This is a genomic window from Maricaulis maris, from assembly GCF_036322705.1.
Classification (GTDB): domain Bacteria; phylum Pseudomonadota; class Alphaproteobacteria; order Caulobacterales; family Maricaulaceae; genus Maricaulis; species Maricaulis maris_B.
Genome location: NZ_AP027270.1, coordinates 2,825,538 through 2,849,357, shown reverse-complemented (window position 1 = coordinate 2,849,357; position 23,820 = coordinate 2,825,538). Strand labels below are relative to the sequence as shown.

Here is a 23,820-nt window from a genome sequence, read left to right as displayed (position 1 = left end):
TGCGGTGATCCGACGTGTGGCAATGTTAAATGGAAGATGCCCGGACAACATTTTGGGGTGCCCGGGCACGAAATGATTGGAAGCCTGCGCCTGGATGGGAAAAACCGGTGAACGCATGACCCAGACCAACCGCCCACGCAAACGTCCGTCAAAGAAGACGGAAGCGCTCGAGATCCGGCTCTCTCCAGAGGAAAAGTCGGCCTTTCTTGACGCGTGTCAGCGGGCGGGCCGGACGGCGAGTGCTGTGTTGAGAGATGCCATGCGCGGCTACAGCCAATTTGGTCCGATGGCACGCCTGCCGGGGAGTCCCACAATGATCGTTTCCGCATTCGCGGGCGCCAGTATTGGTGCCCTTCTTCTTTTGAGCGCCGTACAGGGTACCGAACCCGGTGAGCAAGACCGGCTTTACGGTATGTCATTATTCAACAGCTATGCCGTTTCCGATTTCTACGATCATGAGCTGACGCTTGCCGAGTATCTAGAGCGCTCCGGTTCCGTTCAGTCGACTTTTGAACAAATGGTGCTGAGTCAAACCGACCCGGATGCGATCCCCGCACAGGATCGGACGACCATCGGTGAGCGCAGCGGCGCCATTTTCGGGCAACTCTTCATTCCAGCCAATCTCGATCCCGCACTGTTTCGCGAAAATATGGAGCGAGTGACAGACGGGTGTTGGGCAGCAATGGATGATGTTCGCTATGCAAGATTGCGGCGCCGCTTTGAAAGCTGGGATGCAGATCAGAATGGGCGGGTGACCGCGCGGGAATTCTCGGACGCGACGCTGGCGACAATACGGCAGTCGTTTCAGCTCCAGGATGCTGATGGCGACGGCGCAATTGCAATCGCCGACTTCGACCCGTCGATATGGCAAGCCCGAGATGACGCAAATCGTGCCGCCTCGGAGACGGGTGGACAGGGGAATGTGTCGATGCGTTCCCAATCGTTTCACTTACCTGAGACTGCATGTGCGACCGAGCGCGTTTGGGCCCAGGCAAGTGCCCCGACGTCCCCAGATGATTTCTTCTCCGCAGCGACGCGCGAAGATGGGCGACTTCGGCCCAATTCAGCAGCGGGAATGGTGGCATCCCGGGATCTGGACGCGAATGGTCAAATCTCCTTCGCCGAGTTTGTTGCAACCAGCGGCTACTAGCCGTCTCATTTGACCGCTCTACAGGGCCAGCGAGAGTTCATGCATGTCGGCGGGGCCCATGCGGGCCATCGAGAAGGCGCGAACACCCTCGCCGATATGGGTGAAGCCGAGCTTCTCCAGAACGCGGCCCGAGGCGGGATTATCCTTGTAATAGCCCGCGATCAGGCGGCGGGTGCCGAGTGTGTTGCGGGCATAGTCCACCAGGCCGCGTCCCAGCTCGGTCGCCAGACCCTGGCCCCACCAAGGCTTGCCAATCCAGTAGCCGATCTCCCAATCGGCATCGGCCTTGCGCTTGAACACGCCACCACCGCCAATCGCTTCGCCAGCCATCTCCACGGTCAGCGAGAGATTGCCGCCGGGCTGCCAGCCGGCCCGTGTCATCAGCACCCACATCTCCGCCGCCAGTTCAGGATAGGGATGTGGCACGCGGGCGGTATTCTTGGCGACGTCGTAATCACCCAGATAGGTGGCGATATTGGACGCGTCTTCCAGGACGGGAAGCCGCATCACCAGGCGTTCGGTTTCGATCCGCGGGCCCATGACCCTCTCCTCGGCGGGGGAACAAAACAAAAGGGGAGGCGGTGGTCCGTCTCCCCTTTACGCGTCTGGCGCTGTCGGACCCTGCCTGTTCAAGACACGGTCCGAATATGTGCGAACCGCTTATTCCGCTGCTTTGGCAATCGGCTCGACAGAGACGAAAGACTTGCCGCCGGATTTCTTCGCGAAGACCACGCGGCCTTCGGTAAGCGCGAACAGGGTGTGGTCCTTGCCCATGCCGACATTGGCGCCCGGATTCACCTTGGTGCCGCGTTGACGGATGATGATGTTGCCCGGAATGACTTCCTGGCCACCGAACTTCTTCACACCAAGGCGGCGACCGGCTGAGTCGCGACCGTTACGGGATGAACCGCCTGCTTTTTTGTGAGCCATTGATCAGTCCTCCGATTACTTGGCCAGCGCCTTGGCGGCGTTGATCCAGTCGTTTTTCTCTGCCTTGGCCTTGAGACCGGTGATGGTCTCGCTCAGGGCGTCCAGATCGGCTTCGGTCCAGGCTGCGACTTGCGCAAACGTGGTGATGCCGGCTTCATTCAGCTTCGTGGCAAGGGCCGGACCGACACCGGTCAGCTCGGTCAGGGCGTCAGCCGCTGCGGCCTTGGGAGCCGCAGCCTTGGCAGCCTTGGGGGCCGCAGCCTTCTCGGCTTTCGGGGCAGCCTTGGCAGCCGCCTTCGGTGCTTCGGCAGCCTTCGGCGCAGCCGTGGTCGACTTCAGCGCGGTCTTGGCCTTCTCGCCCGGTGCGACGATTTCCGCGATGCGAACGACGGTGCCCCACTGACGGTGGCCCTTCGTGCGGCGGTAATTCTGACGGCGGCGCTTCTTGAAGACGATAATCTTGCGGGCGCGGTTGGTGTCCAGCAGCTCGCCGATCACCTGGGCACCATCAACGGTCGGCGAGCCGACCGTGATGCCGGCGTCAGAGCCGAGCATCAGGACGTCACCGAGGTCGAGCGTGTCGCCAGCGGCGCCCTCGAGCTTCTCGATGCGAATTTCGTCGCCAGCGGCAACGCGGTATTGCTTACCGCCGGTCTTGATCACAGCAAACATGATCGTGTGTATCCTTTTTTGCGATCCGTCCGGGTCTGGATCTCTTTGATCCTTGAGGCCCGGCGGCTCCTTTTTCTTCACCCCGTATGCCCGGAGCGTTGTTCATCATTTATGGGCCCGCAACGGCTGGCCGCGCGAGCAGGAGCGGGCGTTATACGCATGCCCGCTCAAGAGTCAATCAGTCGAACCTGCTGACAGGCGGGCTTTACCGGCCCGGGCCGCCGAAGTCGGCCGGGCGGGCCTCGCCGCGATTGCCGTCCCGGGTTGAGTCGACGCCCTGACGAACACGTTCGGCCTGGGCGTCCCGATCCGCATTGGACAGGCAGACCCGCTCGCGCTGGCGCGTGCCGGTGACCTGGATATAGCGGCAGGTAAAGGCCTCGCCCTCGGCGGTGACGCCCTCATCGGGCATCGCATTGGCGGCATCCTCGTCCGAGGTCGTGGCGCAGGCGGCCACGGAAACCAGGCTGGCGACACCCAGCAGGCCGATGAGAAACTGGCGCGATTTGATGGTCATGATATTCACACTACCCCTGATAACATTTGGCGGGAACGCTAGTAGAAGGCAGTGGCTGGCGCAAAGGGATTTTGCGGGGTCGAGAGGGAGCGCCGCCGAAAACAGCGATTTCACCGCATCGCCCCCTTGATTTTGTCAGCCTGCTCAGTCACAACCCCGCTTCCCCGCGGAGAGGTGCCGGAGTGGTCGATCGGGGCGGTCTCGAAAACCGTTGAGCGCGCAAGCGTTCCGAGGGTTCGAATCCCTCTCTCTCCGCCATTTATCTTCTTGAAATAATTAGATAAAAGTGCGCCGTGTAATCCCCGCGGCGTTTCAATGCGCAAAACCAGTATGGTCCGGTATCCACCACCGGAAGCTCAACGACCAACTACACCTTGAGCTACGACACTTCCGACAATCTGTCGGGCGATGGCACGCGATCCTTCATTCACGACACGCGCAATCGTCTTGCCGGGATCGTCCAGTCCGGCCAGACCATCAGCTATGGCTATGACGTCATCGGTCGGCGCCGCTGACCGATCCCTCAAACGCCGTTCCTGATTTAGAGGCCTTCGCAATGCCGCTCGCATCGAATGGCGCGAGTTGCTTATGGCCTAAAGCCATGCGAGCGCCGACTTTCGAGACCTGTCCGCTTTAGTCGGATGCCACGTTCGGACGTTCGCCGGTCTTGGGTTCGGTAACCGGACCGGGGTCGGGCCGTGCGGTGTAGATGCCGGTCGCTGCGAGCGCCATGGTGCGCGCGGCGACGGACCGTGTGAGCGCCTGGTCGACGCGCAGCCGGCGCCAGAAGTCGAAGCTGGTCACCGCGTTGAGCGCTTCAAACGTATCCGCGTCCAGCACCCCGTCGGGGTTGATCGCATGGGTCAGTCGCTGGCGCTCCACCTGGATCAGCAGGCGATGCTCGTCGGCCAGTGAGGGGTGGGCGGCGCGATGCGTTTCGGCAGCGAAACGAAACGGCTCCATATCGCCAAAAACCGATGCCCGGTTCTCGATGAGCAGGCTGAGGCGCCGGCTTCGATCTGTCGTGTCGAACCGGGTCAGGACGCGCGGGAGGAACTCCTTCTGCAGCGCCATGGCAAGCTCGCGATAGAGCGATTCCATATCCTGGAAGCAGCGGAACACGGTGCGCGGGCTGACGCCGGCCTGATGCGCGACCTGATGCGCGCTGGGCTGGTATGTGCCTTCCCTAACCATTTCGAGAAAAGCCGAAACGATCTTCTCGCGATTGGCATTGCGCCGCGCGGTGCGGCCGTCAGGATTCGGTGCCGTTTGCATGTCAGCGTGTGCCGCTCGGCCGCATGAGGAAGAAGGGCGGTGCCAGCAGGAGGGCGAGGACGAGACCGGGGACCAGCGCCCGCGCGGCACTGAAACCGTCGGCATCGGCGAACAGTCCCAAACCGCGACCCGCAATTACGAGGATGGCCCAGAGCAGCGGCATGGCAAGTCCCCGGCCATCACCGCGCATCACGGCGCGACCGGCCAGAAAGGCGACGACCAGCATGGAGGCCGCGACGTCACCGCGCACGAAATTGAAGCCCAGTGCACCGACCGAGGCCAGGCCGGTCTGGCTCATCAGTTCCTGGGGAGCCAGCAGGGCAAAGAGCCCGATCGTGGTCAGTCCGAGCGCGGCCAGACTGGCCATCACGCGCAGGGCAAGCTGTTTCATGGGTGTCAAATCCCGTCCTTGAGTCCACGTCATCTGAACAATTGACGTAGACACTGCCACAACATACCGTCAGGTCAACAATCACGTGCGCCTCGGGTGCGCAAAAGGGAGGGCGGGAGATGACAGGCCTGTACACAGCACCGACGCCGAATGGCTGGGCAGCCACGGTCATGCCGGTCGTGCCGGACTTGCCTTGCACGACGCACAGCATCGAATTGATGACGGCCGACGCGCTTGCCGAACAGGCGCAGATGATCATGACGACCGGAAAGGCAGAGGGCTGACAGGATGCGCATTCTCATCATCATCGGGGCGATCATTGCCGTTCTGTCGGGCGCGCTGGCGCTCGCCTGGCCCCACCGCATCGCCCTGCCGGGCCTGATCAACCGGATCCAGGACCCGATCGGTCCTAACCGGGACGTGGTCTGGAGCCGGGACCCGGAGGCGGCGCCGATGACAGCCGGCGAGCGGCTGCCCAACATGATCATCATCCTGGTGGATGATCTGGGTATCAACGACATCTCCGCCTTCGGGGGCGGTGTGGCGGGCGGGATGATGCCGACGCCGAATATTGACGCCCTCGCCCGCAATGGTGCCATTTTCTCCAACGGTTATGCCGGCAACGCGACCTGTGCGCCGTCCCGGGCGGCGATCATGACGGGCCGGTTTGCGACCCGGTTCGGCTTCGAGTTCACCCCCGCGCCGGTTGCCTTCCATCGCCTGCTCGGCTCCTTCGACTACGGGCCGCATGAAGCGATGTGGCATGAGGACCGCGTCAGCCAGACCATTCCCCTGGAAGACCAGGGCCTGCCGCCATCGGAGATCACCATCGCGGAGATGCTTCAGGCGCAGGACTACCAGACCCTCTTTTTGGGCAAGTGGCATCTTGGTGCGTCGGAACAATTCCAGCCCCAGAACCAGGGCTTTGACGAGTGGGTCGGCTTCTATCCGGGGGCGGCGCTCTTCATGCCGATCAATGATCCGGACGTGGTCAATCTCCGGCAGGAATTTGATCCGGTTGATCGCTTCCTGTGGCCCAACCTGGCCTATGCGGTGCGCTGGAACGGGTCTGACCGGTTCCATCCGGACGGCTACATGACCGATTATTTCGCCGATGAGGCGGTGGCCGCCATCGAGGCCAATGCCAATCGACCCTTCTTCATGTATCTGTCCCTGAACGCCCCGCACACGCCGATCCAGGCGCTGCGGTCGGATGTCGAGGCGCTGTCCTATATCGAGGACGAGCGGGTACGGGTCTATGCCGCGATGATCCGCGCCGTCGACCGGGCGGTCGGACGCGTCCGCGAGGCCCTCGAGGCCCAGGGCATTGCGGATGACACGCTGATCGTCTTCTCCAGCGATAATGGCGCACCGAGTTATATCGGGTTCGATGACCTCAATGCGCCCTATCGCGGCTGGAAGGCGAATTTCTTCGAGGGCGGCATCCACGTGCCGATGCTGGTCGAATGGCCGGCCCGCATCGCGCCGGGCACCGTGATCGACGACCCCGTGGCTCACGTCGACCTGTTTGCGACCGCGGCTGCTGCTGCGGGGGGCGAGATGCCGACCGATCGCGTGATGGACGGGCTCGACATGATGGCGATGATCGACTCCCCGGATACGGTCCCGGAACGCGCCCTGTTCTGGCGCTCCGACCATTATCGCGTGCTGCTCGAGGGCGGATGGAAGCTGCAGGTCTCCGAATATCCCGACCGGAGCTGGCTCTTCAATCTCGACGCGGACCCGACCGAGCAGGTCGACCTTGCGGCCACCGAGCCGGCGCGTCTGGCGCAGATGCGGGCCCGCCTCGACGCCCTCAATGCCGAGCAAAGTGCGCCGCTATGGCCGAGTCTCGTCTCCGCACCGGTCTATGTCGATACCCACGCCCTCGAGGAGCGGGACGCGGACGATACCTATGTTCTCTGGTCCAATTAGGCTCTGGTCCAGATAGGCCCTGGGCGAGCCAGGGTCGCGCGCGCCTTTGTGCATTCGGTTTGCTGACGGGCCACGGCCCCTGAGGAGAGACGCCATGAAATGGCTGCTGCGGATTGCCCTGACACTCGGGGTCATGGCCTTGCTGGCGGTTGGCGGGTTGCGCTTGTTCGCTGGCCCGATCGGGATGGGTCTGTATCGACACCAGGTCGAGGCGCGCCTCGGGCTTGATCGTCGGGACCAGCTTCCCGATGGCCTCCATATCGGGTTTTGCGGAACCGGCTCACCCTTGCCGGACCCGACACGGGCTGCGTCCTGTGCCGTGGTGATTGCTGGCGAACGTGTCTTCATCGTCGATGCCGGTTCGGGTTCGACCGCCAACCTCCTCCTGATGGGCGTTCCGGTCGGTGACGCCGAAGCGTTGTTCCTGACGCATTTCCACTCTGACCATATCAGCGATCTTGCTGATATGGCCCTGCAGCGCTGGGTTGGCGGGGCACGACGCGAGCCCCTGCCTGTCATCGGGCCGGACGGTGTGGAACAGGTCGTGGCCGGGTTCAACCTGGCCTACGGTCTGGACCATGGCTACCGCACCGCCCACCACGGCGAAGCGGTCCTGCCCTCCAGCGGTGCCGGGCTTGTGGCCCGTCCGATCGGTGCATCGCGCGAGCCGTTCACCGTGCTCGATGAGGGCGGCGTGCTGATCCGCGCTGTTGCGGTTGATCACACCCCGGTCTCGCCGGCGCTTGCCTACCGTTTCGATTATGGCGGCCGCTCCCTGGTCATCAGTGGTGATCTCGATGCCGAGGTCTCGCCGGGCTTTACGGCCTTGGCGGCCGGCGCCGACCTGCTGGTTGTGGAGGCCCTCCAGCCGGCCATGACCGGGCTGATCGAGGCTCAGGCCGCTGCGATCGGTGCCGAAAACCTGGCCAAGGTCGCCCGGGACATTCTCGACTATCACACGACTCCGGAGGAAGCCGCCGATGCCGCCCGGGCCGCGGGATCGGACATGCTGGTGTTGACCCATATCGTGCCGGCCCTGCCATCCGGTCTGCTGCATGCGGCCTTTCTCGGCGGGGCGCCGGAGCGGTTCTCCGGACCGATTCATATCGCCAGCGACGGGGATGCTGTTGTGCTTGAGCGGGACTCTGACCACGTGAAGGTGGAAACATGGATGTTCCGAGGCTGACACTGGGTGCGCTTCTCGCGCTAACCGCCTGCTCTCCCGATGGCCAGGACGGTGCCGCTTCCCGTGGAAGCGCCGACCGGCAGGCCGTTTCGGGAGAACCGGTCTCCCAAGTCGAATGCGCAGCGATCCCGACCGGGCAGTCAAGCGTTCCGGCCGGTGACTATCGGGTCGGTACCAATGCCCGTCGCGGCGAGGAAGGTCCGCCTCGCCGTGTGGCGACTGACGGATTTGCGATCGACAGCCATGAGGTTACCAACGCCCAGTTCGCCGACTTCGTGGCAGATACCGGCTATGTGACGGTGGCGGAGCGAACTCCCGACCCGGCTGACTATCCGGAGATTGACCCGGCCCTTCTGGTGCCGGGTTCGGCCGTCTTCGGGGTCAGCCTCGAGCGTGGCGGTTTCTGGTGGCGTTTCGTGCCCGGCGCGTCCTGGCGGGCGCCCTACGGGCCCGGCAGCTCGATTGACGGGCTGGACCGGCACCCGGTTGTCCATGTCGCCTATGAGGATGCGCTCGCCTATGCGCACTGGTCGCAGACCGATCTGCCGACTGAGACCGAGTGGGAAATCGCGGCGCGCGGTGGTCTCGAGGGGGCCGAATATACCTGGGGGGATGAATTCCGGCCCGGCGGTGAATGGCGCGCCAACACCTGGCAGGGACCGTTCCCGGCGATTGATATCGGTGAGGACGGGCATCAAGGGCTGGCGCCGGTGGGCTGCTATGAGCCGAACGGCTATGGCCTTTATGACATGGCCGGCAATGTCTGGGAGTGGACCTCCACCCCCTTTGATACCGGCAGCAATACCGGCACGATCCGGGGCGGGTCCTATCTGTGCGCGCCGAGCTATTGCGCCCGCTTCCGACCGGCCGCGCGGCAGCCGCAGGAATGGGACTTCTCGGCCTCGCATATCGGCTTCAGGACGATCGAGCGGGTCAGCGCAGAGGCGGGCTGACAGGCTGTCCGCTCAATCGGGGTTTCGCGACCCTAGGCGGCCTTTAGCAAGGTCTCGCTGACCTCCCACAGGCGTTCGGCGGACTCATCGCTGCAGGCATGAGCGTCAACACCGACATAGCGGGCCATCGCCCCATCCGTGTCTGTCGGGGCGGCGATATCACAATTCTCGCAATAGACGCCCGGCGTGTCGGTCAAAGCGGCCGACGTCGCGGCCCAAAGGGTCGTGGAACAGCCCTGCTCCGGTGTCTTGAAACCCTGTCTGGCCAGCTCGGACGGTTCCCCGTTCTCATCCATCCAGCCCAGAGCCACCATTTCCTCCCGCGGCAGGTGTCGCTGAAGCGGTGTGAAAATACCGCCGGGATGCACGGCAAAGGCCAGGCCGCCGGTATCCTTGAGGCGCCTCGACAGGGCATTGGCATAGAGCGCGTTGGCCGTCTTGGCCTGGCCATAGGCGCGCCATTTGTCGTAGCCGGATTTTTCGAACTGGATGTCGTCCCAGATGATGTCGGACATCTTGTGGGCGGTTGAGGACAGCGCCACGACCCGCGTTCCGGGCGTGGCTTTCAACAGCGGCATCAAAGCCTGACCCAGCGCGAAATGCCCCAGATGGTTGACCCCGAACTGGGACTCCCAGCCCGGTCCGACCCGGGTCTCCGGGCAGGCCATGATCCCCGCATTGTTGATCAGGAGGTCAAGACGCGTCAGGCGTTCAACCAGGCCCTCCGCAAAGCGCCTCACCGAGGCGGGATCGGCCAGGTCCATCGGGGCGGTGACGACATCACCCTTGATCCCGGCGAGGGCGTCGGCCGCCTTCTCCGGTGAGCGCACCGGGACAATGACAGAGGCGCCGCGGCTGGCAAGGCAGCGCACGGTTTCCAGCCCGATGCCGCTATAGCCGCCCGTTACGACCGCAGTCTTGCCGGCAAGGTCGATCGCGGAGACCACCTCTGCGCCGCTGGACTTGGCGTGAAAGCCTGACTGGGTCGGGACTTGGTCGGAAACGGCCATCTGGGCCCCCATGGTTTCTGGTTGTGCTGCCGGTCCCGGAGCGGACCCGCCCGTGTTGCATGCTGTCGTGGATTGGCGTGCCGTTCAAGCCAATGCGAAAAGACCCGATGGCGTGCGGGCCCCTGACCCGGTGTCTGGAACAGCGGCTTGTGCGAGATCGCCAGAGCGTGGAGCATGGGGCCGGAACATGACAGCACACAATCGAGGATGATGATGAGCAAGCGGACCATCGTGATTACAGGCGGCGCAGGCATTCTGGGCCAGGCCGTCGCCCGTCGGGCCATGGACCGGGGCGACCAGGTTGTCCTGGTGGATCGGGCACCGATCACCGATCAGATCGAGCTCGCAGGCGATGTGCGCGTGGGCGACGTCGACCTGACCGACCCGCAGTCAGCGGCGGATGCCTTTGCGGGCATCGCCGAAATGTGTGGCGGCATCGACGCGCTTCTGAACATCGCCGGCGGCTTCGTCTGGGAGACCCTCGATGACGGGTCTGTCGATAGCTGGGAGCGCATGTTCGCGATCAATTTGCGAACGGCCGTGGTTGCCAGCAAGGCGGCACTGCCCTGGCTGATGAAGAGCGATGCCGGCCGGATCGTGAATGTGGGTGCAGCCGGTGCGCTCAAGTCCGATATGGGCATGGGGGCCTATGCGGCATCCAAGGCCGGTGTCGCCCGCCTGACCGAAAGCCTGTCGCGCGAACTTCTTGGCAAGGTGACGGTCAATGCCGTGCTGCCATCGGTCATCGATACGCCGACCAATCGTGCCGACATGCCCGATGCCGATCCGTCTGACTGGGTGGCGCCGGACGATCTCGCGGCGGCCATGCTGTTCCTCGCCAGTGAGGAGGCCCGGGCAATCACGGGCGCCCTGCTGCCAGTGACGGGCCGTGTCTGATCCTGACCCGCGCCCCTGATCCCTCCTGCCGTTCAGGCCGTCAGGCCAGGCGTGCGACACCCGGGCTCCGGCCTGCGGCTCTGGTCGGCGCCCTGGCGGTGATGCTGGTGTTGGCGATCTGGCCCCGGCCGGCACAGGCGGAGGATGTCACCGTCTTTGCCGCCTCCAGCCTGCGAACGGTTATGGAGGCGATCGGTGACGGGTTCGAGGCAGAGACCGGTCACCGCCTGACCCTTGCACACGGTGGCTCCTCGGCGCTTGCCCGGCAGATCACGCTGGGGGCGCCGGCCGATGTGTTTATCTCGGCCAATGCGGACTGGATGGACTGGCTGGACGGGCAGGGGGCGCTGGAGCGCGAGACGCGCTTTGACCTTGCCGGCAACCGGCTTGTCCTGATCGGCCACGGCGCCGGACGCCTGGCCTGGCCTGAGCTGTCGCGAGACGTGCTGATTGATGCGCTCGGTGATCGGCCGCTTGCGATGGCATTGGTCGACGCCGTACCGGCCGGCCTCTATGGCAGGTCCGCGCTGCAATCGCTGGGGTTCTGGGAGGCGGTTTCCAGCCGTATCGTACAGGTGGACAATGTCCGCGCGGCCTTGGCTCTGGTGGTCCTCGGTGAAGCGCCACTGGGCATCGTCTATCAGAGCGAAGCGCGGGCGGCTGCGGCGGTCTCCGTGCTTTATACGTTCCCCGAGGAGACGCACGCGCCGATCCGCTATCCGGTTGCGATCCTGGCGGGCCGTTCGGATCCGGCCAGCCGGGCCTTTCTTGACTATCTCCGCGGCCCGGTCGCCCGTGCGGCGCTGGAAAGAAACGGGTTTCTGGTCGATGTGCCGTAGGGGTGTTCACGCATGGACGCGCTAAGTCCGCAGGAATGGCAAGCCGTGGCCCTGTCGCTGAAGGTCGCGGCCTGGGCGACCGTGCTGAGCCTCCCGGCCGGGATCTGGGTCGCCCATCTTCTGGCGCGCGGCCGGTTCCCGGGGCGTTCGGTCCTCAATGCCGTGGTCCATCTCCCGTTGATCCTGCCGCCGGTCGTGACCGGCTATCTTCTGCTGCTCGCCTTCGGCCGGGAAGGCCCGGTCGGGGGGCTGCTGGAGGATATGGGCCTGGTGCTCGCCTTTCGCTGGACCGGGGCGGTCCTCGCCGCTGCCGTGATGGCCTTCCCGCTGATGGTGCGCGCAATCCGGCTGTCGATCGAGGCGGTTGATCCCGGGCTCGAACAGGCTGGCGCGACGCTGGGCGCCAGCCCGATCTGGGTCTTCCTGACGGTCACCTTGCCGCTGGCACTGCCCGGCATCATTGCCGGCATCATTCTCGCCTTCGCCAAGGCGATGGGGGAGTTTGGCGCTACCATCACCTTCGTTGCCAACATTCCCGGACAGACCCAGACCCTGCCGACCGCGATCCATGCCTTCCTCCAGCTTCCCGGTGGCGAGGCCTCGGCCATGCGGCTGGTTGTCATTTCGGTCGTGATCTCGGTCTCGGCCCTGGTCGTCTCCGAGCTGCTGGCGCGGCGGGTGTCCCGGCGGGTGGCCGGCGCATGAGCCTGTCTGTTGCCATCCAGCATGATTTTGGCGCTTTCAGCCTCGATGCGCGCTTTGAAGCCCCGCCCGGCGTCACTGTCCTGTTCGGACCCTCCGGCGCGGGCAAGTCGAGCCTTGTCCATGCCGTGGCGGGTCTGCTGCGTCCGCAGAACGCCCGCATTGTTGTCGACGACGTCACCCTGGTTGACACCGAGGCTCGGATTTTCGTGCCCGCGCACCGCCGCCGCATGGGCTGCGTCTTCCAGTCCGATCGTCTCTTCCCGCATCTCGATGTGCGCCAGAACCTGCTCTACGGGCACTGGTTTGCCGGCGGCCGATCGGCCATGCGCGAGCTTGATCCCGTGGTCGACTTGCTGGGCATTGGCAATCTGCTTGAGCGGCGGATCGGCGCGCTTTCCGGCGGCGAGAAACAGCGTGTCGCCATCGGGCGGGCCCTGTTGTCCAAGCCCCGCATGATCCTGGCCGACGAGCCCCTGGCCGCGCTTGATGTTCGCCGCAAGGCCGAGATTTTGCCCTATCTGGAGCGGCTGCGGGATGAGGTCGAGATTCCGATCCTCTATGTCAGCCATTCGGTCTCCGAAGTCGCCCGCCTGGCAACGACGGTCGTGGCGGTCGATCAGGGCCGGGTGACAGCGTCCGGCCCGCCGGAGGCCATCCTCGCCGATCCGGATCTTGTTCCGGCCGGTGAAGGCGGCGCCAGCGCGGTGCTCAGCGCACAGATCGTGACCCGCCATGATGACGGCCTGACGGAGTTGTCAGCCGGTGGTGTCCCGCTCTTTCTGGCGGACCTCGAAAGCCGGGAGGCGGGGCTGGTTCGCCTGCGTGTTGCGGCCAGCGATGTGATCCTGTCCCGCGAGGTGCCTTGCGGGCTGTCAGCGCTGAACATCCTGCCCGGTGAGGTCGTGCGTATCGAAGCGGGCGGACCCGCGGGCGCTCTGGTCCGCATCCGTACGCCGGCCGGCGTGCTTCTGGCGCGGATTACGCATCGCTCGATTGCGGCGCTCGATCTGATCGAAGGTGCGACCTGCCATGCGATCGTCAAATCCTTCGCGATCGAGGCGGGCGATGTCGGCTCGGGCTGAACGCGCGGCGTGGTCGCTTCCGGCCCGGTTCTCGGCTAGAGCACCGGCATGACAGACGATCCGCATTTCGACATTTTCCTGGCCGTGGCGCCCGGGCTCGAGCCGATGCTGTGCGCCGAGCTCGCCGAGAAAGGGTTCGCCGACCCGAGACCCGAGCCCGGCGGCGTGACGATTGTCGGGGGCTGGCCGGATGTCTGGCGCGCCAATCTGGAGATCCGCGGGGCCAGCCGCATCCTCGCGCGGATCGGCTCGTTCCGGGTCGTCCACCTGTCGCAGCTCGACAAGAGCGCGCGGCGCTTCGACTGGGCCAGTGTGCTGCGTTCCGACGTCCCAGTGCGTGTGGAAGCCAACTGCAAGCGCTCGAAAATCTACCATGCCGGCGCGGCGGCGGAGCGAATAGCCACGGCAATCGAGGCGAGTCTGGGCGCGCCGGTCAGGGATGATGCGGCGGTCTGTGTACGGGTCCGCATCGAGGACAATCTTTGCACGCTGAGCGTTGATACGTCCGGGGAGTTGTTGCACCGGCGCGGTTTCAAGGCTGAGGTCAACAAGGCGCCAATGCGCGAGACCCTGGCGGCGCTCTTCCTGCGTGCGGCCGGTTTTGACGGCGAGGAGCCCGTGCTCGATCCGATGTGCGGCTCCGGCACCTTCGTGATCGAGGCCGCGGAAATGGCCGCCGGCCTGGCGCCGGGCCGAGCCCGCGCTTTCGCCTTTGAACAACTGGCCGGGTTCAATGCCGGGGCCTGGTCGACAATGAAAGTGCAAGCGGCCGCGCGGGCCGCAACCATGAAGCCGGCATCGCGCTATATCGGCTCGGACCGGGATGCGGGGGCTGTCCGCATGAGTTCGACCAATGCCGAGCGGTCGGGTGTGGCCAGTATCACCTCATTTGCGGGTTCGACGGTCGAGGCCGTGGCGCGACCGGACGGCCCGCCCGGTCTGGTGATCGTCAATCCTCCTTATGGCGCCCGCATCGGCAACAAGAAGGGCATCTATCCGGTTTATGGTGCCTTCGGCGACGCGATGCGCCTGCGATTCTCGGGTTGGCGTGTCGCGATGGTCACGACGGACCCGGCCCTGGCACGGGCCACGCGTCTGCCGTTTGGCCCGCCCGGTCGCCCGGTCGACCATGGCGGGATCAAGGTGCGCCTCTTCACCACAGCGCCGCTGCGCTAGCCGCCGACGCACCTGTGTCAGGGCACCCGCGCGCCGCGGGCGGCCTCGAGGATCTCGTACCAGTCCTGGGCATCCAGGGTCAGGGCCGTCATCTCGCGGACCTGTCGCTGCAGGCGGTCAATCCGGCCCGTGCCGAGGATCGGGATGGCCCCAATGGTGCGCAGCCAGGCCAGCGCCAGGGAATCGAGGCCGGGCTCGCCGCCGCAGCGGGCCGCCATGGCCTCGAGCGTGTGGCGCAGGCGCCGGGCGGTCTCGTCCTCACCGTCCAGAAAGCGCCGTCCACCCAGCGGTGACCAGGCCAGAAGGGCCATGTCCCGGGCGCGTGCCTGGTGGAGCTGGCCATTGTCGAGCGGTGCCGTGTGGAAGGGCGAGAGCTCGACCTGGTTGGCGGCGAGTGCGAGATCGGTCCGCGCCGCCAGCGCATCGACCTGGAAGGTCGAGAAGTTCGAGACGCCGAAGCGGGCGACCTTGCCGCTCTCGACCAGGGCTTCCATGGCCTTGGCGGTCTCCTCCGCCTGCATGAGATAGTCCGGCCGGTGCAGGAGGTAGAGGTCGATCTGCTCGACCCCGAGGCGTTGCAGCGAGGTCTCGGCCTGCCGGGTCAGGTAGGCGGCATCTGAGCGGTAATGATGCAGGCGAACACCGGGCTGACGCGGTGCCGCGAAGCGGACCCCGCATTTGGTGATCAGGCGCAGCTGCGCGCGGGCTCCGGGGGCCAGCGCCTGTGCGGCTTCGCCGTGCAGGATCTCGACCGCCCCGTCATCATAGATGTCGGCATGGTCGATCCAGTAAACGCCGAGATCGAGACAGGCCTCCAGCATGCGGGCAAACCCGTTTGCGTCCGCCGTGTCGCGCCCCTGCCGCGCTCTCATTGTGCCCCAGATAGCGGGGGCGTGCTGCAAGTCCGGCATGTCTGTCCTTCGGGCTCCTGAATGTCGCCGGGGAGATTAGGCCGCCGGGGCGCGCGGGTGAAGGCGTTACTCTGCCCGGTGGGACTCCTGTGGCAGGCGTCGCGATCCGCGGTTCTGACCGTACCCTGACCTCAAAACCGGATCGGGATCGACCAGGCGGTAGCAGGCGGGCGACGCGGCAAGTCTGTCCTGCCCCACGTCGTAAAAGAGGTTTTCCTGACGGGGTGACTGTGCATACTCAACCAATAAGGGGATCCTCCGTTTCAAAGGGGCGCAGACATGGCGCAGATCGAAGCCAACGGCATCACGCTGGAGTATGACGAGCAAGGTCCCGGTTCGGGCGTGCCGATACTTCTGATAATGGGCCTTGGCTCGCAAATGACCCGCTGGCCGGCGCCCTTTCTTGATCTGCTGTCCGAGGCCGGGCACCGGGTCATCCGGTTCGACAATCGCGATGTCGGCCTGTCGTCGCGCTTCGACCATGCCGGTGCGCCGAACTTCGGCGCGCTTCTCGCCGATCTGGGCGCCGGCAAGACCCCACAGCTGGCCTACACGCTCGACGACATGGCGGCCGATGCCGTCGGCCTGCTCGATGCGCTGGCCATAGAGCGCGCGCACCTTGTCGGCGTCTCGATGGGGGGCATGATCGGCCAGCTGGTGACGGCGGATTATCCGGACCGGGTGCTGTCCTTCACCTCCATCATGTCGACCACGGGCAATCGGGCGCTACCCCGGGCCACCGATGCTGCCCAGAAAGTCCTGATGACGCCTGCACCCGATCCGGCAACAGACCTCGAGGGCTTCCTCGATCGGGCGGTCCAGTCCAGCCAGGTGATCGGGAGTCCCGGTTATCCGGTTGACCCCGACCTTGTCCGCAAGAAAGCGGCGGCGGATGCCCAGCGTGCCTACACGCCGCTCGGGTTTGCCCGTCAGTATGCCGCCATTCTGTGTGCCGGCGACCGGCGCGAGAAGCTGGCGACAATCCGTCGACCGGTCGAAGTCATTCACGGTCGCGATGATCCGCTGGTTCCGGTCGAGGGTGGCGAGGATACCGCGCGTGCCATTCCCGGTGCCGGGTTGGAAATTATTGACGGCATGGGTCACGACATCCCGCCCGGTCTCTACGACCGCATTGCGGCGGGTATCCGCCGCGCCGTTGAGCGGGCCGCCGCAGAGGTCTGACACGCGACGTGTTTCGGATCGCCAAGAACCCGGCCCGGGCGTTGTGCGCCTGAATGTGGTGGCTATCCGCGACCGGTTTTCGGCAATGGGCGGCGGGAACTGAACGCAACGTATATCAATACTTGCCTTTGTGCGGGCGCAGGCCATTTATGCGGTCAGGAGATTGCCATGCGTCGTGCCAGCTTTTTGATCATCGTTCTTATCGCCTTCGTGGCGATGACCGCCATCGTGGCTGTTCGGGCTTTTCTGCCCGGCGATAACGCCGAATTCGCGCGCGGGGAGCGCGTCATGCCGGTCGCGGTCGCCAGCGTCCCGAATATCGAGTTCGCCGATGTGGTCGAGGCTCTCGGTACGGCGCGGGCCAATGAAACCGTGACGATCACGGCCCGCGTCACGGATACGATCTCGCGGATCAATTTCGAGTCCGGGCAGCGGGTTGCCGCCGGCGCGATCCTGGTCGAGCTGACCGATACCGAAGAGGCTGCCGGTCTGACCGAAGCCCGCTCCACCCTGGGCGAGGCGCAGCGCGAGTTTGACCGGACCAGCGACCTGATCACCCGCGGTGTGGTGCCCCAGTCGCGTCTCGATGAGGCAACGGCCGCCGTCCAGCGCGCCCGGGCCCGCGTAGCCTCGATCGAGGCCCAGCTGGCAGACCGGATTGTCCGCGCGCCCTTCGCCGGAATTGTCGGGCTGCGCGAAGTGAGCCTGGGGGGTCTTGTGCGTCCCGGCGACGCGATAGCCCGTCTCGATGATACCAGCCTGATCAAGCTCGACTTCACCGTCCCGGAACGTTTCCTGTCGGTGCTGGAGGCGGGCATGGCGATAACGGCACATTCGTCTGCCTATCCCGATGAAGTCTTCGAAGGTTCGATCGCACAGATCGACAGCCGGGTTGACCCGGTGACCCGAAGCGTCATCGTCCGCGCCCAGATCGAGAACGAGGATGGACGCCTTCTGCCGGGTCAGTTGATGACGGTCGAAGTGCGCCGGGATGTGCGCAGCCGCCCGGCCGTGCCTGGCGCCGCCCTGACCCGCTATCTTGACCAGACCTTCGTTTATGTCGTCGAGGAAACCGCAGACGGTGTGTTCGCCCGGCAAACCCCGATCCAGCTCGGTCGTCGTGCCGGCACGATGGTGGAAGTGCTCGACGGTCTGCAGGCCGGCGACCGCATCGTCTCTGAAGGCGTGCACCGGATCCGCGATGGCGCGGCGATCGAGATTGCCCGCGAGGTTCGCCTCAACGCCAGTGGTGTGATGGCGGGGTCAGCCGCTGTCGGCAATGGTGCGGCCCAATGACCCTCTCGGATATTGCTGTTCGTCGACCGGTACTGGCTTTCGTCTTCTCGGCCCTGATCGTCGTTTTTGGCGTACTGGGTCTGCGCGGCCTTCCGCTGCGCGAATTGCCGGATGTCGATCGCCCCGTGGTCTCGGTCTCGGCGGACTATCCCGGCGCCAATGCCGAGGTCGTCGAGAACCGCGTGACGCAGATCATCGAGGATCAGCTGTCCGGTATCGACGGGGTCGAGACCATCACTTCGTCCTCGCGAGACAGTTCCTCGCGGGTCACGATCACCTTTGCCCTTGATCGCAATATCGAGGCCGCCGCCAACGATGTCCGCGATAGTGTCTCGCGGATTATCGATCGCCTGCCGCAGGACGTGGAGCAGGTCGAGGTGAGCAAGCAGGACAGCGATGCACGCCCGTTTGTCTGGTACAATCTCCTATCCGACCGGATGACGTCGGAAGAGCTCACCGACTATGCCGAGCGCACGCTTCTCGACCGGTTTTCGGTGATTGATGGCGTTGCCCGCGTGCGCATCGGCGGCCAGCGTCGTTATTCCATGCGGATCTGGCTGGATCCCCAGGCCATGGCCGCACGCGGTGTCACCGTTGCCGACATTGACGGCGCCCTGCGGACCCAGAATGTCGAAGTGCCCGGCGGCTCGGTTGAAACGCCGGATACCCAGATCGTGGTCCGGGTCGAGCGCCTGTTCGCCGATCCAGAGGCCTTCGCCCGCTTGCCGATTTCCCGAACGGGTGAGGGTCATGTTGTCCGCCTCGCCGAAGTCGCCGATGTCGAACTGGCAGCCGAGGAACCGCGGACCCTGTTCAGGGGCAATGGCCAGAACATGATTGGTCTGGGCTTCGTTCGTCAAAGCCAGGCGAATTCCGTGGAGGTTGCCGATGCAATCGAGGTCGAGGCCGAGCGCGTTCGGCTGAATCTGCCCGAAGGCATGGAGCTGATCTCCGCGTCTGACGATACCGTCTTCATCGAAGAGTCGATCAAGGAAGTCTGGCGGACCCTGGTAATCGCTGCGACCCTGGTCGTTATGGTGATCTATCTTTTCCTGGGCAGCCTTCGCGCTGCGGTCATCCCGGCGGCCGTGGTACCGGTTTGTTTGATCGGCGTCTTCGCCATCCTCGCGATTGCCGGGTTCTCGATCAATATCCTGACCCTGCTGGCGCTCGTCCTGGCCATTGGCCTGGTGGTCGACGATTCGATTGTGGTTCTCGAGAATATCCAGCGCCGCGTCGACATGGGGGAGCCGCCGGCCCTGGCGTCGCTGCGCGGCGGCCGCCAGGTCTTCTTCGCCGTTATTGCGACCACGGCCGTTCTGGTCGCTGTCTTCGTGCCGCTGATCTTCCTGCCCGGCTTCATAGGGCGTATCTTCACCGAACTGGCCCTGACCATCGCGGGCGCCGTGATCCTGTCCAGCTTCGTGGCTCTGACCTTGTCGCCCATGATGGCGTCCAAACTCCTGCGTCCGAGCGGTGAGGCCAAGGGGCTGGCAAAATGGGTCAATACTCTTGTGATGTCGGCCCGGTCTGCCTATCGGAGCAGCCTCGAGGTCGCGCTGAAAATGCCGCTCCTCATGATCCCGCTGGTCGCGGTGGCGATGGGCGGCTCTGCCTTTCTGCTCGACCGTCTCCCGGCCGAGCTGACCCCGCCGGAAGACCGCGGCTCCTTCTTCGGGCGTTTTGCCGGACCGGAGGGCGCCAGCTTCGATTACATGTCCGAGCAGGCCGACCAGGTTGAAGCCATCGCCATGGATTATGTGAATGCGGGCGAACTGCGCCGGGTTCTGGTGATCTCGCCGGGCTGGGGCGGCAGCGGCTTCAATTCGGGTTTTGTGATCGGCACGATGACCGATTGGGACGAGCGGCGTCCGGGCAGCGAGATCATGCGTGAGCTCAACGGCCGGCTTGGCGGGTTGACCGGTGTCCAGGCTTTCGCCTCCATGCGCTCCTCGCTTGGCGGCGGTGGCGGTGGCGATGATGTCCAGTTTGTGCTCCAGGGACCGGATTATGCCGGTCTGGACCTTCAGGCGGAGCGTCTGATGTCGGCCATACGGGCCGGTAATCCGGGCCTGCTGCGGGCACGCAAGAATTACGAGCCGACCAGTCCGCGCCTCATCGTCGATATCGATCGTGAGCGGGCCGCCGATCTCGGTGTTTCCGTCTCCGACATTGGCCAGACCCTGCAAACCCATCTCGGCTCGCGCCGGGTCGGTCAGTTCATTGACCGCGGCGAGGCCTATAACGTCATCATGGAGAACCGGCGCGAGGAACGCTCAAGCGCCCAGGATCTGGAAACGCTGTATGTGTCGGGTCGTGGCGGTCAGCTGATCCCGCTCTCCAACCTTGTTTCCTTGCGTGAGGTCGGTGAGGCCTCGTCGCGCAACCGCGTGGATCGCCAGCGCGCCATCACCATTTCAGCCACCCTGGCCGAAGGCTACACGCTGGGTGAGGCGGTCGGCTGGCTCGATGCCTGGGCCCAGAGCGATCTGCCGCCGGAAATGAGCACGACCTATCTGGGTGGCGCGAAGGAATTCCTTGATGCCAACTCGGCCATCCTGTTTGCCTTCGGCATGGCCCTGTTGATCGTCTTCCTGGTGCTCGCGGCCCAGTTCGAGAGCCTGATCCAGCCGCTGGTGATCATGCTGACCGTGCCGCTGGCTGTCGCCGGTGGCCTGTTCGGACTCGAACTGGTTGGCTCCAGCCTGAATATCTACTCGCAGATCGGTCTGGTCATTCTGATTGGCCTGGCCGCCAAGAACGGCATCCTCATTGTCGAGTTCGCCAACCAGCTGCGTGAGACCGGTCGTGATCTGCGCACGGCGACGCTTGATGCCGCGGAAACCCGTTTCCGTCCCATCCTGATGACCGGTATCTCGACCGCGATCGGGGCCTTCCCGCTGGTGATCGGGTCCGGACCGGGTTCGGAAAGCCGGATCACCATCGGTGTTGTGATCTTTGCCGGCGTGACGGTCGCGACCCTCTTCACCCTCTTCGTCATCCCGGTTGCCTATGGCGTGCTGGGGCGGTTCACCAAGACGCCCAACTGGGTGTCCCGCAAGCTTGAACAGGAAGCCCGCGAAGCTGGTGACGACATGATCGAAGTGCCCGCCGAATAGGCGCTGGCTAGGACGTGCCGGTGAAGTCCGGTGCCCGCTTTTCCAGGAAGGCCCGATAGCCTTCCTGGAAGTCCTCACTGCTGAACGCATCCAGGAAGAGCTGGCGGGTTTCGTCGGTGTCCTGGTCGACGCCGGACCGGATGAGATGGATTACGCGCTTGGTGATCCGTGCCGACCCGGTCGAGCGTGACAGCATCAGATCGACATAGGCCCGCACTTCCGCTTCCAGCGCGTCCGGCTCGAAGCAGCGATTGATCAGGCCGATATCCAGCGCTTCCGCAGCGTCCACAAGACGGGCCGAGTACAGCAGGTCCTTGGCCACCGAGACCCCGACCGCGTCAATCAGGCGCTTGGTGTCATTGAGTGTATAGCCGAGCCCCAGCTTGGCCGGGGTGATGCCGAAACGTCCATCAGATGCGGCAAAGCGCAGATCGCAGGACAGGGCGAGCCCGCAGCCGCCGCCGACACAGGCACCCCGGATCACGGCCAATGTCGGCTTGGGGAAATGGGCCAGGGCGTCCAGCCCTTCGGCGATGGCGCGCGTATTGGCGCGAGCGCTGTCGGGTGTGGCGTAGATCGTCTCGAATTCGCTGATATCGGCACCCGCGGTGAAGGCACCGCCCGTCCCCCGCACGAGCAAAAGCTTGATCGCCGGGTCGGCCGCCGCCTCATCCAGCAGCTTGGGAAGTGCGGTCCACATGGCCGCATTGAGCGCATTGCGGCGCTCGGGCCGGTTCAGGACAAGGTCGGCGTAGTGGTCGTGGCGGTCGAGATAGATCGGGGCGTCGGTCACGGCATCGTCCGGGCAGCGAAGGGCGTGTGCCTATCTGCGCCAGCCCGGCCCGAAACGGCAAGGATCAAAGCTGTCCGGTCTGTCGCTTGGCGGGAAATCGTCGGCGCAGGCTGCTCCTCCCATGAGTGCCGGAAGCGCAGGCTGTGGATTTTTTCCTGATTCATTTGACAGCGACGGCTCAGCATACTCAAATTTGGAAAATCGGTTGATTGATCAATAAAACAAATACGACCGAGGGTACTGGGAGGAAAATTATGAGCGCAGACGCGACGGCCGAACCGGCCGCGACGCCATCTGTTGCGACCGACGAAAACGGTGTGCCCGAGGTCAAGCGCTCTACGATTTTCCTGCATGGGTCTTTGGCGTTGCCGCTGGCGATCTACAGCTATCCGCTCGCGATCTGGCTGCCGGCCCACTATGCCGGTCATCTCGGCATCTCCCTGTCGGTGATCGGCCTGATCATCATGATTGCCCGCTTCACCGATGTGTTCACCGATCCGTTGATGGGTGAAATCTCTGACCGCGGCCGGACACGCTTCGGTCGCCGCAAGCCCTACATCGCCCTCGGCGCACCGGCGCTGATGGTCTCGACCTGGTTTCTCTTTGTCCCGCCGGAGGGGGCCGGCCTCGTCTATTTCCTGGTCTGGCTGACCCTGTTCTTTGCCAGCGCCACCATGATCCAGATCCCCTTCCGGGCCTGGGGGGCGGAACTGTCCGGCAATTACCATGTCCGCAGCCAGGTCACGGCGGCGCGGGAATTCTACTATCTGACGGGCCTGCTGCTGGCCGCTGCCGTCCCCATGATCATCGAGATCTTCGCCGATGGCGGGGCCGTGACCGAGATCTTCGCGGCGATCTGGCGTGACGTGACCGGGGCCTTCACCGGTGAGCTGATGACCCGGACGCCGACCAGCCGGGCCGCCCTGACCGGCCCCGTCCTGATGGGGCTGGCCTATGCGATGATCGTTGCGGTCCCGATCCTCACACTCTTGATCCTGACCACCGTCAAGGAACCGCCGCCCGCCCTGCGTGAGCGCGTTCCGATGATCGAGGGTTTCCGCCATCTCTGGCGCAATGGTCCGATGCGCCGGGTGCTGATCATCGCTTTCCTGGTGATCGCCGGCGAGAGCCTGCGCAATGCGGTGTCGCTCTTCTTCATCCGCGACATCATCGGCATTCCGACCATCGGCGCGGCCTATTTCCTGTATTTCATCTCGGGGATCGCGGCGATCCCGTTCTGGCTCTGGCTGGGCAGGAAGATCGGCAAGCACCGCGCCTTCATGGTGACGCTGGGATTTGTCAGCGTTGTCAGCGCCTGCAACCTGCTCCTCGGTCGCGGCGATTATTTCGCTTTCTTCTGCCTCTTCCTGCTCAAGGGCTTCGCCTTTGGTGGCCTGCAATTCCTGCCATTGGCCATGCTGGCTGACGTCGTCGACATCGACAGCGCGCGCTCGGGCGGACGCCGGGCCGGAACCTATTTTGCCGTACTGGGCCTGTCGGAGAAGCTGGCCGCCGCGATCTTTACCGGTCTCGCACTGAATATCGTGGGTCTGCTTGGCTATCATGCTTCGGGTGGTGTCGATGCCTCGACCGATATCGGGGTGTTGTCGCTCCGGCTGGTTTATTGCGTCGGCCCGATCGCGCTCTACGCCCTGTCGGTGCCGCTGATCTGGAGTTATCCGCTGACACCCTTCCGGCATGCGCGTCTGCACGCCAGCCTGACCAAGCGCAATCAGCGGCGTGCGCGGGCAACGGCCGCCGAGAACGCGATCAGCTGACGGGGCCGGATGACCGGGCTCCC

General features: G+C 64.7%; 24 protein-coding genes and 1 tRNA gene. 16 read left to right on the top strand and 9 right to left on the bottom strand.

Annotated elements, in window-relative coordinates; translation table 11 throughout:
- The first annotated feature begins 115 nt into the window (after positions 1 to 115).
- Positions 116 to 1,150 (top strand): EF-hand domain-containing protein, encoded by a 1,035-nt coding sequence (locus AAA969_RS13545; protein ID WP_338246599.1) that lies wholly within the window; start codon positions 116 to 118, stop codon positions 1,148 to 1,150.
- Between the two features lie 18 nt (positions 1,151 to 1,168).
- Here AAA969_RS13545 and AAA969_RS13540 read toward each other — a convergent pair whose 3' ends face one another.
- The 4 genes from AAA969_RS13540 to AAA969_RS13525 all read right to left on the bottom strand — a co-directional run bounded on the left by AAA969_RS13540 (position 1,169) and on the right by AAA969_RS13525 (position 3,269).
- Positions 1,169 to 1,690, bottom strand: coding sequence for a GNAT family N-acetyltransferase (locus AAA969_RS13540; RefSeq protein WP_338246597.1), 522 nt, complete (start codon positions 1,688 to 1,690; stop codon positions 1,169 to 1,171).
- 120 nt (positions 1,691 to 1,810) lie between these two features.
- A complete protein-coding gene (gene rpmA / locus AAA969_RS13535; RefSeq protein WP_338246595.1) occupies positions 1,811 to 2,080 on the bottom strand; it encodes a 50S ribosomal protein L27 in 270 nt (89 codons plus the stop codon).
- 15 nt (positions 2,081 to 2,095) lie between these two features.
- A complete protein-coding gene (locus tag AAA969_RS13530) occupies positions 2,096 to 2,752 on the bottom strand; it encodes a 50S ribosomal protein L21 (RefSeq protein ID WP_338246593.1) in 657 nt (218 codons plus the stop codon).
- Positions 2,753 to 2,957: 205 nt separating this feature from the next.
- Positions 2,958 to 3,269: a hypothetical protein gene (locus AAA969_RS13525; protein ID WP_338246592.1), complete on the bottom strand. Its 312-nt coding sequence runs from the start codon at positions 3,267 to 3,269 to the stop codon at positions 2,958 to 2,960.
- Between the two features lie 168 nt (positions 3,270 to 3,437).
- Between AAA969_RS13525 and AAA969_RS13520 the strand changes: the two genes are divergently transcribed.
- Both AAA969_RS13520 and AAA969_RS13515 read left to right on the top strand, forming a co-directional pair.
- A tRNA-Ser gene (locus AAA969_RS13520) sits at positions 3,438 to 3,527 on the top strand.
- 116 nt (positions 3,528 to 3,643) lie between these two features.
- A complete protein-coding gene (locus tag AAA969_RS13515; protein WP_338246591.1) occupies positions 3,644 to 3,784 on the top strand; it encodes a hypothetical protein in 141 nt (46 codons plus the stop codon).
- Positions 3,785 to 3,902: 118 nt separating this feature from the next.
- On the opposite strand, the gene AAA969_RS13510 is transcribed toward AAA969_RS13515, so the two are convergent.
- A complete protein-coding gene (locus tag AAA969_RS13510) occupies positions 3,903 to 4,544 on the bottom strand; it encodes a TetR/AcrR family transcriptional regulator (protein ID WP_338246589.1) in 642 nt (213 codons plus the stop codon).
- A 1-nt stretch (position 4,545) separates the two neighbouring features.
- Positions 4,546 to 4,935 (bottom strand): hypothetical protein, encoded by a 390-nt coding sequence (locus AAA969_RS13505; RefSeq protein ID WP_338246586.1) that lies wholly within the window; start codon positions 4,933 to 4,935, stop codon positions 4,546 to 4,548.
- Between the two features lie 119 nt (positions 4,936 to 5,054).
- Between AAA969_RS13505 and AAA969_RS13500 the strand changes: the two genes are divergently transcribed.
- The 4 genes from AAA969_RS13500 (at position 5,055) to AAA969_RS13485 (ending at position 9,009) form a co-directional block, all read left to right on the top strand.
- Positions 5,055 to 5,219: a hypothetical protein gene (locus AAA969_RS13500; protein WP_338246585.1), complete on the top strand. Its 165-nt coding sequence runs from the start codon at positions 5,055 to 5,057 to the stop codon at positions 5,217 to 5,219.
- Between the two features lie 4 nt (positions 5,220 to 5,223).
- Positions 5,224 to 6,870, top strand: a complete 1,647-nt coding sequence (locus AAA969_RS13495) for a sulfatase-like hydrolase/transferase (RefSeq protein ID WP_338246583.1) — start codon at positions 5,224 to 5,226, stop codon at positions 6,868 to 6,870.
- A 94-nt stretch (positions 6,871 to 6,964) separates the two neighbouring features.
- Positions 6,965 to 8,056: an MBL fold metallo-hydrolase gene (locus AAA969_RS13490; RefSeq protein ID WP_338246581.1), complete on the top strand. Its 1,092-nt coding sequence runs from the start codon at positions 6,965 to 6,967 to the stop codon at positions 8,054 to 8,056.
- Positions 8,038 to 9,009, top strand: coding sequence for a formylglycine-generating enzyme family protein (locus AAA969_RS13485; RefSeq protein ID WP_338246579.1), 972 nt, complete (start codon positions 8,038 to 8,040; stop codon positions 9,007 to 9,009). Before AAA969_RS13490 ends, AAA969_RS13485 begins: the two co-directional genes overlap by 19 nt.
- A gap of 32 nt (positions 9,010 to 9,041) precedes the next feature.
- On the opposite strand, the gene AAA969_RS13480 is transcribed toward AAA969_RS13485, so the two are convergent.
- Positions 9,042 to 10,019, bottom strand: a complete 978-nt coding sequence (locus AAA969_RS13480) for an oxidoreductase (RefSeq protein WP_338246577.1) — start codon at positions 10,017 to 10,019, stop codon at positions 9,042 to 9,044.
- Positions 10,020 to 10,232: 213 nt separating this feature from the next.
- Here AAA969_RS13480 and AAA969_RS13475 point away from each other — a divergent pair, with 213 nt between their 5' ends.
- The 5 genes from AAA969_RS13475 (at position 10,233) to AAA969_RS13455 (ending at position 14,718) form a co-directional block, all read left to right on the top strand.
- Complete coding sequence (locus tag AAA969_RS13475) at positions 10,233 to 10,916, top strand: SDR family NAD(P)-dependent oxidoreductase (RefSeq protein WP_338246573.1); 684 nt, start codon at positions 10,233 to 10,235, stop codon at positions 10,914 to 10,916.
- A 101-nt stretch (positions 10,917 to 11,017) separates the two neighbouring features.
- Positions 11,018 to 11,755: a molybdate ABC transporter substrate-binding protein gene (modA, locus tag AAA969_RS13470; RefSeq protein ID WP_425325008.1), complete on the top strand. Its 738-nt coding sequence runs from the start codon at positions 11,018 to 11,020 to the stop codon at positions 11,753 to 11,755.
- Between the two features lie 12 nt (positions 11,756 to 11,767).
- Positions 11,768 to 12,460 carry a molybdate ABC transporter permease subunit gene (gene modB, locus AAA969_RS13465; protein WP_338246569.1) on the top strand — a complete coding sequence of 231 codons (693 nt, stop codon included), beginning with the start codon at positions 11,768 to 11,770 and terminating at the stop codon, positions 12,458 to 12,460.
- Positions 12,457 to 13,542 (top strand): molybdenum ABC transporter ATP-binding protein, encoded by a 1,086-nt coding sequence (gene modC / locus AAA969_RS13460; RefSeq protein WP_338246568.1) that lies wholly within the window; start codon positions 12,457 to 12,459, stop codon positions 13,540 to 13,542. The genes modB and modC overlap by 4 nt, the downstream gene beginning before the upstream one ends.
- 48 nt (positions 13,543 to 13,590) lie before the next feature.
- On the top strand, positions 13,591 to 14,718 hold the full coding sequence (locus AAA969_RS13455; protein WP_338246567.1) for a THUMP domain-containing class I SAM-dependent RNA methyltransferase: 1,128 nt from the start codon (positions 13,591 to 13,593) through the stop codon (positions 14,716 to 14,718).
- Positions 14,719 to 14,735: 17 nt separating this feature from the next.
- Here AAA969_RS13455 and AAA969_RS13450 read toward each other — a convergent pair whose 3' ends face one another.
- Positions 14,736 to 15,590, bottom strand: coding sequence for an aldo/keto reductase (locus AAA969_RS13450; RefSeq protein WP_338246566.1), 855 nt, complete (start codon positions 15,588 to 15,590; stop codon positions 14,736 to 14,738).
- A 318-nt stretch (positions 15,591 to 15,908) separates the two neighbouring features.
- Here AAA969_RS13450 and AAA969_RS13445 point away from each other — a divergent pair, with 318 nt between their 5' ends.
- The 3 genes from AAA969_RS13445 (at position 15,909) to AAA969_RS13435 (ending at position 21,226) form a co-directional block, all read left to right on the top strand.
- Entirely contained in the window at positions 15,909 to 16,811 is a 903-nt protein-coding gene (locus tag AAA969_RS13445) for an alpha/beta fold hydrolase (RefSeq protein WP_338246565.1), read from the top strand.
- Between the two features lie 168 nt (positions 16,812 to 16,979).
- Positions 16,980 to 18,107, top strand: coding sequence for an efflux RND transporter periplasmic adaptor subunit (locus tag AAA969_RS13440; protein WP_338246564.1), 1,128 nt, complete (start codon positions 16,980 to 16,982; stop codon positions 18,105 to 18,107).
- Positions 18,104 to 21,226: an efflux RND transporter permease subunit gene (locus AAA969_RS13435; RefSeq protein WP_338246563.1), complete on the top strand. Its 3,123-nt coding sequence runs from the start codon at positions 18,104 to 18,106 to the stop codon at positions 21,224 to 21,226. Before AAA969_RS13440 ends, AAA969_RS13435 begins: the two co-directional genes overlap by 4 nt.
- Before the next feature lie 7 nt (positions 21,227 to 21,233).
- On the opposite strand, the gene AAA969_RS13430 is transcribed toward AAA969_RS13435, so the two are convergent.
- The gene (locus tag AAA969_RS13430; protein ID WP_338246562.1) at positions 21,234 to 22,019 is read right to left on the bottom strand and encodes an enoyl-CoA hydratase/isomerase family protein; all 786 of its coding nucleotides are present in this window, start codon (positions 22,017 to 22,019) and stop codon (positions 21,234 to 21,236) included.
- A 254-nt stretch (positions 22,020 to 22,273) separates the two neighbouring features.
- Between AAA969_RS13430 and AAA969_RS13425 the strand changes: the two genes are divergently transcribed.
- Positions 22,274 to 23,797 carry an MFS transporter gene (locus tag AAA969_RS13425; RefSeq protein ID WP_338246561.1) on the top strand — a complete coding sequence of 508 codons (1,524 nt, stop codon included), beginning with the start codon at positions 22,274 to 22,276 and terminating at the stop codon, positions 23,795 to 23,797.
- The last annotated feature ends 23 nt before the right edge of the window (positions 23,798 to 23,820 follow it).